The 16,111-nt window shown below is 65.5% G+C and carries 4 protein-coding genes; 3 read left to right on the top strand and 1 reads right to left on the bottom strand.

Annotation, left to right across the window (positions count from 1 at the left end):
• Positions 1-74: 74 nt before the first annotated feature.
• Positions 75-2,723 (bottom strand): nitrate/nitrite transporter, encoded by a 2,649-nt coding sequence (locus tag J2T47_RS20410; RefSeq protein ID WP_253450892.1) that lies wholly within the window; start codon positions 2,721-2,723, stop codon positions 75-77.
• Positions 2,724-3,180: 457 nt separating this feature from the next.
• On the opposite strand from J2T47_RS20410, the gene hemN reads away from it, so the two are divergent.
• The 3 genes from hemN (at position 3,181) to J2T47_RS20395 (ending at position 16,098) form a co-directional block, all read left to right on the top strand.
• Positions 3,181-4,578 (top strand): oxygen-independent coproporphyrinogen III oxidase, encoded by a 1,398-nt coding sequence (hemN, locus tag J2T47_RS20405; RefSeq protein WP_253450889.1) that lies wholly within the window; start codon positions 3,181-3,183, stop codon positions 4,576-4,578.
• 163 nt (positions 4,579-4,741) lie between these two features.
• Complete coding sequence (locus J2T47_RS20400; protein WP_253450886.1) at positions 4,742-15,790, top strand: two-partner secretion domain-containing protein; 11,049 nt, start codon at positions 4,742-4,744, stop codon at positions 15,788-15,790.
• Complete coding sequence (locus J2T47_RS20395) at positions 15,787-16,098, top strand: hypothetical protein (RefSeq protein WP_253450883.1); 312 nt, start codon at positions 15,787-15,789, stop codon at positions 16,096-16,098. Before J2T47_RS20400 ends, J2T47_RS20395 begins: the two co-directional genes overlap by 4 nt.
• Positions 16,099-16,111 lie beyond the last annotated feature (13 nt).

Raw genomic sequence — 16,111 nt, 5'->3', positions numbered from 1 at the left:
TTTCTCCTCCTTGGCAGGGCGCGCGGTTAGCAACGCGCCTCTCTAGCAACGCGACTCTTCAGCAACGCAGCTCGTCAGCAACGAACTTCGGCATTGCCACGGGTGTAGTAGAACCAGGTCAGCGCGATACACAGTCCATAGAACACGATGAACCCGTAGAGCGCCCATTCCGGGCCTCCGGTGAGGTCGAACGAACTGCCGAACGATTTCGGGATGAAGAAGCCGCCATAGGCCGCCACCGCCGAGATGAAGCCCACCGCGGCGGCGGACTCCTTCTCGCTCTGCAGTGACTGTTGCTCGGCGGGCAGGCTGGGGAACAGGCGCGGCGTCATGATGCGGAAGATCGCCGGGATCATCTGCGTGGTGCTGGCATTGCCCACGCCGGAGAAGAAGAACAGCAGCAGGAACATCGCCAGGAAGCCCCAGAAGGCCCCCGGCTGGTCCTTGCCTTCGATGAAGAACAGCACGCCGCCAACGCACACGGCCATGGCGACGAACACCCAGAGGCTGATCCGCCCGCCGCCGAAGCGATCCGCCAGGCCGCCGGTGAAGGCGCGGGCCAGCGCGCCGATCAGCGGGCCGAGGAAGGCGAACTTGAGCACGTCGACACCGGGGAACAGGTGCCCGGCGAGCAGCGGGAAGCCGGCCGAGAAACCGATGAAACTGCCGAAGGTGCCGGTGTAGAGCACGCTCATCAGCCAGGTGTGCTTGCGCTTGAAGATCGCCATCTGGTCGGCGAAGGACGACTTGGCGCTGGCGATGTCGTTCATGCCGAACCACGCGGCCAGAGTCGCGACGATGATGAAGGGCACCCAGATGAAGCCGGCGTTCTGCAGCCACAGCGGCGTGCCGGCGCTGGTCATCTGTGGCTCGCCGCCCAGGCCGCCGAACACCGCCATGGTGATGCACAGCGGCACGGCGAACTGCATGACGCTCACGCCCAGGTTGCCCAGCCCGGCGTTCAGGCCCATGGCCGCGCCCTTGGCCTGCTTGGGGAAGAAGAACGAGATGTTCGCCATGCTCGAGGAGAAGTTGCCGCCGCCCAGGCCGCAGAGCAGCGCGAGGATCAGCATCACCAGGTACGGCGTGTTCGGGTTCTGCACGGCGAAACCGATCCACAGCGCCGGCAGCAGCAGCGAGGCGGTGGACAGCGCCGTCCAGCGCCGTCCGCCGAAGATCGGCACCATGAAGCTGTAGAAGATGCGCAGGGTGGCGCCGGACAGGCCGGGCAGGGCGGCCAGCCAGAACAGCTGGTTGGCGCTGTACTCGAAGCCCGCCAGCGGCAGCTTGGCCACCACCACCGACCAGACCATCCAGATGGCGAAGGCCAGCAGCAGGTTGGGGATGGAGATCCACAGGTTGCGCGTGGCGATGCGCTTGCCGGTCTGCTCCCAGAACGTCGGGTCTTCGGGGTGCCATTCGCGCAGCACGAAGCTGCTGGGGGTGGAGAGTTCCGGCAGGTCGCGGGAGGAACTGCGCTCGGCCCATTCCACGCGCTCGGCCATGCGGATCGCGTAGTGCATCCAGGCCAGGGCGCCGGCGGCGATCAGGAACAGCAGCATGAAGCAGCTCTGCCAGATGCCGACCACGTCATTGAGCATGCCGAAGGTCAGCGGCAGCAGGAAGCCGCCCAGGCCGCCCATCATGCCCACCAGACCCCCGACTACGCCGACGTGCTGCGGGTAGTAGGTGGGGATGTGCTTGAACACCGCCGCCTTGCCCAGGGACATGAAGAAGCCCAGCACGATGATGATCGCGGCGAAGCCGATCAGCCCCAGGTGCATGGCGAACTCCACCTCGCCGCGCACGCCGGTGACCACGTAACGAGTCGGTGGATAGCTGAGCAGGAAGGTGCAGATCACCGACAGGCTCAGGGTCCAGTACATCACCCGGCGCGCGCCGTAGCGGTCCGACAGCCAGCCGCCGAGGATGCGGAACAGCGAGGCCGGCACGGTGTACAGCGCGGCAACGAAACCGGCGGCGGCCAGGCCCAGGCCGTAGACCTCCATCAGGTAGTGCGGCAGCCACAGGGCCAGAGCCACGAAGGCGCCGAAGACGAAGAAGTAGTACAGCGAGAAGCGCCACACGCGCAGCTCGGCCAGCGGCGCCAGTTGCTCGGCCAGCGGCACGGCCTTGGCCTGGCGGGTGGCGGCCTGCGGGTCGGTCTTGGCCAGCAGGATGAACAGGATGCCCATCACCCCCAGCACGATGGCGTAGACCAGTGCCGCGCCACGCCAGCCCAGGGCAAGCATCAGCAGCGGGGCGGCGAGGTTGGTCAGGCCGGCGCCGACGTTACCGGCGCCGAAGATGCCCAGCGCGGTGCCCTGGCGCGCCGGTTCGAACCAGGTGGCGGTGTAGGCGGTGCCGACGATGAAGCCGCCGCCGGCCAGGCCCACACCCAGCGCGGCCACCAGCAGCATCGGGAAGCTGTTGGCGAAGGTCAGCAGGTAGACGCAGACGGCCGACACCAGCATCAGCAGGCCGAACACCCAGCGGCCGCCGTAACGGTCGGTCCACAGGCCGAGGAAGATGCGCGAGATCGAGCCGGTCAGCACCGGTGTTGCCATCAGCAGGCCGAGCTGGGTATCGCTGAGGCCGAACTCGTTCTTGATCTGCAGGCCGAGGATGGAGAACAGCGTCCATACGGCGAAGCACAGGGTAAAGGCCAGGGTCGACAAGCCGAGGGCGCGATAGCGGTCGCCGGCTGGAATTGAAGTAGCCATTCTGCACGCAGTCCCTTGAAGGTACCGTCAGCAACGGTTCGTTCCATCCAGCCGTAGCCACCCCGGACAGGTGAGTGGGTACCTGTACTCGCGGGTCTTGCCATAAGCCGAATCACGGTCAGTCTTGTGGAATCTCTATTTTTTCTTCGCACTCGAAGGTGCTGCAGAGGTCCAGCCTAGACACAGATCAAGGGGAATTCCAAAACGAGGCGGGATATTGCTGCGAACGTGCGCAACTTGGTGTTTCGCTGTATATAAAAGTAAATAGCGATGGCCATTCAATTGCCAATGCGTGAACAGGCGTGCTGCCCTCGATCAGCAGCTACTGCAGGAAGGTGGAGATTCGTCCTGTACGACAGAACTTCTTGATCCTGCGCAGGAGGCGCGTAGCTTGAGCGGAGTATCGTGCGGCGGCGACTCGCAGCGACAGACTGCCAGCGCCTCAGGAGCCCGTGTCATGCCCGAATCGATGAGTTTCAACCGCGCGCTGGTGGAGAAGTACGACCGTCCCGGCCCGCGCTACACCTCCTACCCCACCGCGCCGCAGTTCCATGGCGCGTTCGCCGCCGACGACTACCGCGCGGCCGCCCGGCGCAGCAACCATCCCGGCAACGGGAGCGCGGCCAAGCCGCTCTCGGTGTACATCCATATCCCGTTCTGCAAGAGCCTCTGCTACTACTGCGCCTGCAACAAGATCATCACCCAGAAGACCCACCGCGCCGTGGAGTACCTGGATTACCTCAAGCGCGAGATCGCCATGCAGGCCGAGCTGTTCGACGGCACGCGCAAGCTCACCCAGCTGCACCTGGGCGGCGGCACGCCGACCTACCTGACCAGCGAGCAGCTCAGCGAGGTGATGGACAGCCTGCGCGAGCATTTCAACCTCGACGAAAGCGACGCCCACGAATTCTCCATCGAGGTCGACCCGCGCACCATCAGCCGCGAGCGCATCGCCGAGCTGCGCGCCCAGGGCTTCAACCGCCTGAGCTTCGGCGTGCAGGATTTCGACGAGAAGGTGCAGGAAGCAGTCAACCGCGTGCAGAGCGAGCAGCAGGTCTTCGACCTGGTGGCGGCGGCGCGCGAGGCGAAGTTCAAGTCGGTCTCGGTGGACCTGATCTATGGCCTGCCGCTGCAGACCGTGGCGAGCTTCGACACCACCCTCGGCAAGATCATCGCCCTGCGCCCCGACCGCATCGCCGCCTACAGCTACGCCCACCTGCCCGAGCGGGTACGCGCGCAGCGGCTGATCCGCCGCGAGGACATGCCGCCACCGGAGCGCAAGCTGGAACTGCTGGAGCTGACCATCCAGCGCCTGACCGAAGCGGGCTACGTCTACATCGGCATGGACCATTTTTCCCTGCCGGACGACGAACTCACCGTGGCCCGCAGCAACGGCACCCTGCAGCGTAACTTCCAGGGCTATTCGACCCATGCCGACTGCGACCTGATCGCCCTCGGTGTGTCGTCCATCAGCAAGGTCGGTGACACCTACGGACAGAACGTGAAGGAGCTGTCGCAGTACTACGCGCGGCTCAATGAGGGCCTGCTGCCGGTGCACAAGGGCTATCGCCTGACCGACGACGACCGCCTGCGCCGCGAGGTGATCAGCGCGCTGATGTGCCATGGCCGGGTGGACTACGCCCCGCTGGAGGAGCGCCATGGCATTCGCTTTGGCGAGTACTTCGAGGGCGCGCTGCGTCAGTTGCAGGAGCAGGTCGGCGACGGCCTGATCGAACTGCACGACGACGCGCTGGTGCTGCTGCCCCAGGGCCAGCTGATGATGCGCAGCGTGGCCATGGCTTTCGACGCCTACCTGGGGGGCGCGCAGCAGGAGCGCTTCTCGCGCACCATCTGACACTGTTTGTTTTCCGATGCAGAACGGCCCGCCTTCCTGGCGGGCCGTTGTCGTTTGGGTAGATGAAGACCGATCCCACGCCAGGGAGGGAACTGGCTGATATTTCCGTGCTTGCCTAGTCCCTAGGATTTGCGTCCCGGTTATTTGTGACGAGACGCGCAAGATGGACATTCGCCACCCCGCCTGCCAACTGCTCGCCAGCGTCCTGTCGGGGCTGCTGATCCTCAACCCCCTTGTTGCGGCGGCGGCAGAGCTGGCGGTGGATTCGGCAGCGGGTGGCAACACCACGGTAGGTGCGGCGGGCAATGGCGTGCCCATCGTCAACATCGCCACGCCCAACGGAGCGGGCCTCTCCCACAACAGGTTCAGCGACTACAACGTCGGCGAGCAGGGGCTGATCCTCAACAACGCCATCGACAAGACCCAGATCACCCAGCGGGGCGGGATGATCGTCGGCAACCCGAACCTCAAGGGCGGCGCGGCCAACAAGATCCTCAACGAAGTCACCGGGGCCAACCCCTCGCAACTGCGCGGCTACACCGAAGTGGCCGGGCAGGCCGCCCACGTCATAGTCGCCAACCCCCATGGGATCACCTGCAACGGTTGCGGCTTCATCAACACGCCAAGGGCGACGCTGACCACCGGCAAGCCGTTGCTGGATGCCGGGCGCCTGCAGGGTTACGACGTCAGCGGCGGCGAGATTGCCATCGAAGGGACGGGGCTGAACGGGCTCGACCAGGATCGCTTCGAGCTGATCAGCCGCGCTACCCGAATCAATGCCGCCTTGCATGCCAACCAACTGACCGTGGTGGCCGGGCGTAATCAGGTGGATGCGGAAAGTCTCGCTGCCACCGCCAAGCCGGACGACGGCAGCCCGAAGCCGCAGTTGGCCATCGACAGCTCGGCGCTGGGCGGTATGTACGCCGGCGCCATCCGCCTGGTGGGTACGGAGCAGGGCGTGGGAGTGAGGCTGGCCGGCAACATGGCCGCCAGTGCCGGCGATATCCAGATCGACGCCAACGGCCAGCTGACGTTTTCGCAGGCCAGTTCCGCCGGCAGCCTGCGCGCCAAGGCGCAGGACATCAGCGTCAGCGGCCCGGCCTATGCGGCGGGTGACGTCGAGTTGGCGGCCAATGGCACGCTGAGCAACCAGGGCCAGGTGGCTGCCGGTTCGCGCGTGCAGGTCAGCGCCGCGCAGATCGGCAACAACGGCATCCTCGAAGCCGGCGTCAACCCGGACAACAGCCGCAACGCCCAGGGCGACGTGGCGATCGCCACGCAGAACCTGCGTAACAGCGGCAGCGTGGTCGCCAGTCGCAACCTTGAGGCCACCGTCAGCGGCATGCTCGACAACGCACCGGGCGCCAGCCTGCGCGCGAGCAACACCACGGTCAACACCACCACCCTGAACAACCAGGGCCGGGTGCTGGCCAGTAACGCCCTGAGCCTGTCCGGGCGGCTGCTGGGCAACCGCGGCGGCGAGGTCAGTGCGGCCTTCATCCAGGTGCAGGGTGGCACCCTGGACAACCGACTGGGCCTGTTCAGCGCCGCGCAGGCGCTGAACCTGACGCTCGGCACGCTGGACAACAGCCAGCAGGGGCTGCTGTCCACCGACGGGATGCTCAGCGCCCAGGTTACTGGGGCACTGAACAACAGCCAGGGCGGCAGCCTGCGCAGCGAGGGCGCCCAATGGGTGCGTGCCGGTCAGTTGAGCAACCAGGGCGGCGGGCTGATCTCCAGCCAGGGCGAGTTGGCCGTTCAGGCCGCCGCGCTGGACAACCGGGGCGGCCAGATCGTCGGCGATGCCTCGGTGAACCTTTCCGACGGCAGCCTGGACAACCGTGATCAAGGTCGTGTCGTTGCCCGGCGCGACCTGAATCTGGCGCTGGAGAGTCTGAGCAACGCGGGCTTGATCCAGAGCGACACTGCCGCCCTGATACTCAACGCCCGCACCGTCCTGAACGCCAGTGGCGGGCGGATCGGCGCCAAGGGCAATCTCCTCGCCCAGGTCGAACGCTTCGAACAGAACGGCGGCGAGCTGCTCAGCGAAGCCTCGCTACAAGTCCTCGCGCAGCAACTGATCAACCGCCAGGGCGGCTGGGTCGGCGCCATGAATGCGCTCGAGTTGCGCACCACGGAGCTGTTCAATCAGGGCGCGGCGATCTCCAGTCGCGGCACCCTGACGGTTCAGGCTACCCGCGCCGACAACAGCGGCGGCCAACTGCTCGGCGATGCCGGCCTGCAAGTTCAGGTGGATCGCCTGGTCAACCAGGGCGGCAGCCTGCTCAGCCAGCAGGGCCTGAGCCTGCACGGCGCCACGCTCGACAACAGCCAGGGCGGGGTGCTCAGCAGCCAGCGCGACCTGACCCTCGAACTCTCAGGAGCACTCGACAACCAGGCTGGCGGGCAACTCAGCAGCGAGGGTGCTCTGACCGTCACGGCGGCGCAGGTGGATAACCGCGCCGGCACAGTCTCCAGTGCACAAGCGCTGAACATCAGCGCCAATGCCCTGAACAACCAGGGCGGCAAGGTGCTGACTGACGCGGCGCTCAACGTCGCCGCGGCCACCCTCGACAACCGCCAGGGCGGTGTCATCAGCGGCAAGGGCCGCATCGACCTGCGTGGCGCCAGCCTGCTCAACAGTCAGTCCGGGCGCGTCCTTGGCGGCGCCGACCTGCTGCTCAGCCAGGCCCGCGTCGATAACAGCAACCAAGGCCGACTCGAAGCCGCTGGCAGGGTCAGCGGGCAGCTCAATAGCCTGGACCAGCACGGCGGCGGCCAACTGGTCAGTAACGGCGGCATCGACCTCGATTTCACCGGTGGCAGCCTCGACAACAGTCAGGGGGGGCTGCTGACCACGCCCGGCCAGCTGCTGCTGCGCAACCTGGAGCAATTGAACAACAGCGCAGGCGGCGAAGTGTCCAGCCAGCATGGCTTCACGCTGCAGGTCAGCGGCTTGAACAACCAGAGCGGCAGCCTGCTCAGTGGCGGTGCCCTCGGTCTTGCCGCACAAACCCTCGACAATCGCCAGGGCGGCTGGATCGGCGCCACCCACGGAATCGACCTGCGCGCCGGCGAACTGCTCAATCAGCGCGGCGAAATCAGCAGCCACGGCACCGTCAGCCTCGATGCAGGCCAACTCGACAACAGCGCCGGGCGCATCGCCAGCGATGGCCGGCTGCAAGTGACCGGTGATGACCTGGTCAACCAGGCCGGCGACCTGATAGGGCAGGACGCTGTGCTGCTGCGTGGCGGACACCTGAACAACAGCCAGGGACGCGTCAGCAGCCAGGGCAACGTCGAACTGCAACTGTCCGGCGTGCTGGACAACCATGACCGTGGCCAACTGATCAGCGAAGGCGTGCTCACGGTCACGGCGGCCCAGGTCGACAACCGCACTGGCACCCTCTCCAGTGCGCAGGCGCTGAACGTCAGCGCCAACGCCTTGAACAACCAGGGCGGCAAACTGCTCACCGACGCCACCCTCGGCGTCACCGCGGCCACCCTCGATAACCGGCAGGGCGGCGTGCTCAGCGCCAAGGGCGTGCTGGACCTGCGCGGCGCCACACTGCTCAACGCCCAGGCCGGGCGCATCCTCAGCGGCGCCGACCTGCTGCTGGCCTATGCGCGGCTGGACAACAGCGAGAAGGGGCGCCTGGAGTCGGCCGGACAGGTGGCCGGCCAGGTACGGGCACTGGACCAGCACGGCGGCGGCCAACTGGTCAGCAACGGCGGCATCGACCTCGATTTCACCGGCGGCAGCCTCGGCAACAGCTCCGGCGGCCTGATCGCCACGCCGGGCCGATTGCTCCTGCGCAACCTCGCGCAACTCGACAACAGCGCCGGCGGCGAAATCTCCAGCCAGCAGAGCTTCTGGCTCACCCTCGCCGGGCTGAACAACCAGGGCGGGCGCCTCGTCTCCGGCGACAAACTGAGCGTGCAGGTGCTGGGCGGCGCCATCGACAACAGCCAGTCGGGCGTGCTCTACGGCAAACACCAGCTGTCCTTGCGCGCCGGCACCCTGAACAACAGCATCGGCGGCACTGTCGCCAGCCAGGGCGCAATAGACGCGGCCCTCGATGGCCAGTTGGATAACCAGGGCGACGGCGCCCTGGCGGCCGGCACCACGCTCGACGTGCGCAGTGCCAGCCTGAACAACCAGGGTGGCAGCCTGAGTGGCGGGCAGGACCTCACGCTGACCACCGGCGCCGTCAACAACCAGAACGGTCGCCTCACCGCGCAAGCTCGGCTCGATGCCACGACCGCCGACCTCGACAACCAGGCCGGCATCATCAGCGGCCAGCAGCAACTCGCCCTCCGCGCGCAGAACATCGACAACCGCGGCGGCCTCATCACCACCCAGGGCGTGCTCGACCTCACCGCCAACACCGTGGACAACCGCCACAGCGGCGAACTCTCCGCCGGCGGCCAGCTCAACCTGCGAGTCCAGCAACTCATCCAGCAACAAGGCCGGCTGATCACCGGCGGCGACCTCAGCCTCGACCTCGCCGGCGGCGACCTCGACAACCGTGGCGCCGTGCTTAGCGTCGGCGGCCTGCTGCGCATCGACAACCTGCGCCACCTCGACAACCGTGGCGGGGAAATCTCCAGCGCCAACAGCGTCACCCTCAACGCCACGAGTATCGACAACGGCGACGCCGGGCGGATCATCAGCGCCCAGCAACTCACCCTCAACACCGGCGCCCTGCGCAACGCCAACCAGGGCCTGCTCTCCGGCTGGCAAAGCCTGCTGGTCAACGCCGCCGACCTAGACAACAGCCTGGGCGGCACCCTCTCCAGCAAGCTCGGGACCCTCGACCTCACCCTCAGTGGCGCGCTGGACAACCACGGCGAAGGTGCCCTGGTCAGCCTCGGCCAGCAAAGCGTCAGAGCCGCCAGCCTGAACAACCAGGGTGGCTACCTCTCCGGCCAGCAAGGCACCCGCCTGAGCATCGCCGGCCAACTGGATAACCGCGCGGGCGGAGTGATCAGCGCCCAGCAGCAACTCACCCTCGACCAGGCGCAGACCGAGCTCCTCAACCAGGGCGGGCAGATCAACGCCGCCAGCATCAACCTCAGCGCCCGCCGCCTGGACAACAGCGGCGGCAGCCTGACCAGCCAGGGCAACCTCGACCTGCACCTGCTGGGCGACCTGCTCAATATCGGCGCCCGCTCGGTCATCGCCAGTGGTACGCGGCTCGACCTGAGTGCCGCCAACGTCGACAACCAGGCAGGCCAGATCGCCAGCCAGGGCCTGCTCCAACTCCTGGCCGGCCACTTCGACAACCGCGCCGCCGGCACTCTCGCGGCGCTGGGCGACCTGTCCCTCGTACTGCGCGGCGACCTGCTCAACGACCAGGACGGCCTGCTGTTCAGCAAGGCCGGCAGCCTCGCCATCAGCGCCGCCAGCGTCAGCAACAGCGGCGGCACCCTGCAAGGGCAGGGCAACATCACCCTTGAAACCCAAGGCGCCATCAGCAACCAGAACGGCCGCCTGCTCAGCCAGAGCGGTAACCTCGACCTCCACAGCGCCAGCCTCGACAACAGTGCCGGCGGCATCCTCGCCAGCCTCACAGGCGCGCTCAAACTGATCACTGGCGGGTTCAGCAACAACGCCGGCATCACCCAGGCGCACAGCCTCGACATCACCGCCACCAGCGGCCTCGACAACCGTAGCGGCCACCTCTCCGCAGTCAGCGGCGACCACCGCCTCAGCACCGCCACCCTCGACAACCAGGGCGGCGGCCTCTATGCCGCGCAGACCCTCGTGCTCAACGGCGACAACCTCGACAACCAGGGCGGCCAGATCGGCGCCATGAGCATCGACTTCAGCCTGCGCAACGCCCTGGACAACCGAAGCGGCCTGATCGAAAGCAGCGGCACCCTGGACCTCAACACCGCCTCCCTCCGCAACCAGAACGGCCGCCTGCGCGCCCTCGGCCAAAGCGGCGCCACGACGCTCACCACCGGCTACCTCGACAACACCAACGGTCGCCTGGAAACCGCCAACACCGACCTCGCTCTGAACCTCGGCGGGCTCGCCAACGACGGCGGCACTTTCCTGCACGTCGGCACCGGCCAGTTTGGCGTCAGCGCCGGGCAGATCACCCAGGCCGGCGGCCACTTCATCACCACCGGCCGCCTCGACATCACCGCCGAGCGCTGGAGCAACAGCAGCGTCCTGCAGGCCGGCTGGCTCAACCTCGACATCGGCCAGTTCAGCCAGACCGCCAGCGGCCAGCTGCTTGCCAGCCAGGCCCTGACCGGGCGCGGCGGCAACTGGAGCAACGACGGCCTGCTCGCCAGTGACGGCAGCCTCGACCTCCAACTGACCGGCACCTACAGCGGCGCCGGCCGCGTCAGCAGCCTGGGCGACCTCAACCTCTCCGCCAGCCAGCTCGACATCAGCCAGGGCGCCAGCGTCACCGGTGGGCAAAACGTCACCCTCGGCGCCGGCACCTTGAGCAACCACGGCCGCGTCACCGCCGCCGGCAGCCTCACCGCCAACAGCGGCACGCTGAACAACCACGGCACCCTCGGCAGCGCCGGCCAGTTGCGGATCAACACCGGCGACCTGCTCAACGACGGCGAAAGCAATGGCGCGCTGCTCTTCAGCGGCGACGACATGACCCTGCGCGTCAGCGGCGGGCTGACCAACCGCTATGCCGACATCTACAGCCTGGGCCGTCTGGACCTTGCAGCGAATGACGCCGGCGCCTGGACCGGCACCCTGGAAAACATCTCCGGCACACTGGAAAGCCTGGGCGACATGAGCCTGCACAGCAGCGTCCTGCTCAATCGCAAGGACATCCTCGAAGTCGAGCGGCAGCGCATCTCCGGCCATGTCGAATTCCGCCGCGACGACCGCTGCGCCGGCAATGGTTGCGAGCTCGACTTCTACACCGTCGAAACCTTCGAAGACATCCTCACCGCCGACTCCGCCAGCGCCTACCTGCGCTCGGGCGGCAGCCTCAGCTTCAGTGGCAGCCAGTTCACCAACCGCTTCAGCGCCATCTGGGCTGCCAGCGATATCGCGGTGAACGCCGACACCCTCGACAACGTCGGCGCAGGGGGTGGCGTCGAGAACCACTTCGACGGCCACTACTACACTCGCCGCACCCTCGAATACAAAAACTTCGTCGCCGCCCGCGACGCCTTCAATCGCTACAACGACCCCAGCTCCCCGGACTACCAACCGGGCGCCCTGAGCGTGCTGGAAGTCCTCGAAGCCGGCGGCTACCCCGGGCCCAACAGCTTCCAGAAGCTGATCCGCTACAGCGTCGACATCACCGGCACACCCATCGCCTCCGCCACCATCCAGGCCGGCGGCGACGTCCGCATCGACGCCAGCCAGCACCTCAACAACAGCGTCATCTCCGCCTACCAGAACGACTCCGGTGCCGGCCAGGTGACCGCTGGGGGCACCGTCGAGCCGGTGGAGCGCCTGTCCATTGCGCCCACCCTGGCTCAACCCTTGCCCGCAGGCCTGGCCGAACAGCGCATCGACCCCGTGAGCCAACCCAGCTTCAGCCTTCCCCAGGGGAGCAACGGCCTGTTCCGTCTCAGTGGCCAGGAAGGCACCCAGAGCGGCGCGCAGACCATCGAAGCCGGCGGCAGCTACAGCTTCAGCGGCCAGACCATCCAGCTCACCCAGCGCGAGCGCAGCCTCGATGGCGCCGGCGGCCGCGCCGACGACCTGCAGTGGAACAGCACCGGTATCAGCGGCGGCGCCCAGCGCACCGGCGGCGCCCGTGACAGCGCCGAAGCCGTCCACCTCGACGGCGGCCCCCAGGCCCCGGACAGCGCCAGCGCACCCTCCTGGAACGTCGCCCAGGTCCAGGGCGTCCCCAGCACCGCGCGCCCCGACAACAGCCACAAATACCTCATCGAAACCAACCCCGAGCTCACCAGCCTCAAGAGCTTCCTCAGCTCCGACTACCTCCTCGGCCTGCTCGGCTACGACCCGGACAAGGCCCAGAAACGCCTGGGCGACGGCCTCTACGAACAACGCCTGGTGCAGCAGGCCCTGTACAACCGCACCGGGCAGAACACCCTGGCGGGGTGGGGTGAGGCGGACCAGCTCTTCAAGTACCTCATGGACAACGCCATCGCCTACAAGGCCAGGGTTGGCCTGAGCCTGGGCGTAGGCCTCTCCGCCGACCAGGTCGCCGCGCTGACCCACGACATCGTCTGGCTCGAAGAAATCGACGTGAACGGCGAAAAAGTCCTGGCCCCGGTGCTCTACCTGGCCAACGCCCACCAGCGCCTGGCCAGCGACGGCGCGTTGATCCAGGGCCGTGACCTGACATTGATCAGCGGTGGCGAGCTGGTCAACCAAGGCACCCTGCGTGCCAGCAACGACCTCGCCGCCACCGCCGTCAACCTCGACAACAGCGGCCGCATCGAAGCCAGCAAACGCCTCGACCTGCTTGCCCTGGACAACCTGCGCAACACCAACGGCGGCGTCATCAACGGACGTGACGTCACCCTCACAGCCCTGACCGGCGACGTCATCAACGCCCGCACCGTCAGCACCCACGACGTCACCAGCGGCACCGACCGCCTGCGCGACGACCTCGTCAGCCAGGCCTCACGCATCGAAGCCGCCGGCAGCCTCCAGATTGTCGCCGGGCGCGATATCCAGACCATCGGCAGCCGCATCGAGGCCGGCACCGACGCCAGCCTCAGTGCAGGCCGGGACCTGCTCATCGGCAGCCAGACCGAAGTCGACAGCTTTGACTACCAGCGGCGCCGGGCCAAGGGCAGCGAATCCAGCGTCACCCAATACGGCTCCGAACTGAGCGCCGGGCGCGACCTGCAACTCGAAGCCGGGCGCGACGTCACCAGCATCGCCAGCCGTATCGACGCCGGCCGCGACATCGCCATCAACGCCGGGCGCGACGTCACCCTCGCCTCGGCAGCCGACGAAGCGCACAGCTACTCCAACGGCAAGAAGGGCGACACCCGCACCATCAAACAGGACGACCACGTCCAGCAACAGTCCACCACCGTCAACGCCGGTGGCGACGTACTCATTGCCGCCAACGAGGACATCACCCTCATCAGCAGCAAGGTCAGCGCCGGCAACGAAGCCTACCTGGTGGCCGGCGACAAGATCCAAGTACTGGCCGCCAACGACAGCGACTACAGCCTCTACGACAAAAAGGAAAAAGGCAGCTGGGGCAAGAAAGAAACCCAACGCGACGAAGTCACCGACGTCAGCGCCGTGGGCAGCGAAATCCACGCCGGCTCCGACATCACCCTACTCAGCGGCGGCGACCAGACCTACCAGGCTGCCAAGCTTGATAGCGGTGGGGATATCGCCATCGTCAGTGGCGGCGCGGTGACCTTTGAAGCGGTGAAGGACCTGCACCAGGAAGCCCACCACAAGAGCGACAGCGACCTGGCCTGGAGCAGCTCCAAAGGCAAAGGCAGCACGGACGAAACGCTGCGCCAGAGCCAGCTCACTGCGCAGGGCGAGCTGGTCATCCACGCGGTCGACGGCCTGCACATCGATGTGAAACAGATCGGCCAGCAGAACGTCAGTCAGGCCATCGACGCCATGACCAAGGCCGACCCGCAACTGGCCTGGCTGAAGGACGCCGAAGCCCGTGGCGACGTCGACTGGCGCCTCGTGCAGGAGCTTCACGACTCGTACTCCCACAGCAGTTCCAGCCTGGGCGCTGGGCCGTCGCTGATCATCGCCATCGTCGCGGCCGCGTACCTCGGCCCGGTCTACGGCCCGATGGCCAGCAACCTCGCGGTGGGCACCATCAACAACGGTGGCGATATCGGCCAGGGGCTACAACAGGCTGCCAGTGCCGATGCACTCAAGAGCTACGCCATCGCGGCCGCCACGGCCTACGTAGTCACGCCGCAACTGAACGAGTACTTCAGCGCTACCCACGACAACGTCAACGACATCACCCGAGGCTTCGACCTCAGCACAGCAGAAGGCATCGGCGGCTTTGCCGCCTACAGCATTGCCCAGGGCATGGTCCAGTCGGTCATGCAGCAGGCCGCCTTTGGCGGCAGCTACGCCGACAACCTCGGTGACGCCATGGCCGGCCAGGCGCGGAACATCGGCATGGCCGTGGGCTTCAACTTCATCGGCGACGCGGTCAACTACCCGGACGGCAGCCCGCAGAAAGTCATGGCCCACGCCCTGATGGGCGGGCTGCTGGCCGAAGCCGCCGGCGGCGACTTCAAGACCGGTGCAGCAGCGGCGGGCGCCAACGAAGCGATGATCAAGCTGCTCAGCCAGATGGTCGGCGGCGACCAGAACCTCGAACTGATGGGCTCGCAAATCGCCGGCGTGATGGCCGCGATGGCGGTGAATGGCGACGTCAACCTGGGGGCCGAGATTGCCAAGAGTGGCACGGCCTACAACGCCCAGTTGCACGATGGCGCGAAGAAGCTGGCCGCCGCTTTGGCCGAGGAAAGCGACGGCCGCTTTACCGCCGAGCAGATTGAAGCGGCCCTGCGCATTGCCTCTACCGACGATGGTAGAACGCCTGCGACGGATATGGTCGTAGCGCTGCCGGGAATCTACGACCCGGCTGGCAACTGGATACCGTTGGGTAATAGCGGATTGTATGTCCAGACCTTTGAAAAGGCTGATCCGGAGGTCATTGCCTACATCAAGGAAAACGCTGCGGGGTACAACTGGACCAGTGAGGCAGAGACTGGGTTTTCGAAGATATTCCCTAATAGCGGGCTGGGTGTTGGGGTTGAGTCAGAGCAGAGAGATTGGCTGACTGGTAGTGTAGTTGATTCGGATGGTCGATATACGCTTGGAAGCCTTGTTGGAGATAGAGTTTATTACCCGCAGTATAATAGTTGCGCTGATGCTTATTGCTTGATTTATGGGGCTGGTATAGATGTAGGCAATGCAAGTACAGACTTGTATTTGCGAGCAAAGAATTTAGAAGATATGAATGCACTAGGAAAAATATTTTCGGCAGGAATAATTGCCACTCCAACAGGTGTGTCGGCTGCAACTCTTTCTCTGTTCGGGTATGCTGCAACAGTAGGCGGGGGGTATTATTCGGGTGATCTGAAGTCCGGCGGACAAAATGTCTTTGAAGATTATTTGATAAATTACGGATTAGTGAAAGCACTCGGTGAGGCCGCCGGTAATAGGGCTGCCGCAGGAATAACAGTTTTCGACTTGAAAAATGCAATTAAAGAGCGTGCGGGAGAATTGAAGTGATTCGCAAAGATGATCTGCTCTTTCCAAGTAGATATGTTTCCGTTTGGATAAGATGCTCTTTTCTTGTTTTTTTGTTTTTAGGGGTGATTGCACGTTTATTAGCTAAGTATGATGAAAATGGTGTGTGGGGCTGGGGAGGGTTTCAAATTCTCTGTTTAATGAATGTCGCTGCTTTCTTGTTTGATATGCGGCTCTTTATAGCCGGATTCGGTGCTTTTTGTGAGGGGGATACTGGAGTTCAGTTCGTAAGGATGATGATATTTTCTTTGAGTTTGTTTTTGTATTTCACGGCCTTTTTCATTGCATAAGGGCAAAGGGGGT

This window comes from Pseudomonas nitroreducens (assembly GCF_024170165.1).
Lineage (GTDB): Bacteria > Pseudomonadota > Gammaproteobacteria > Pseudomonadales > Pseudomonadaceae > Pseudomonas > Pseudomonas nitroreducens_C.
This window is presented reverse-complemented; position numbering and strand designations above follow the sequence as displayed.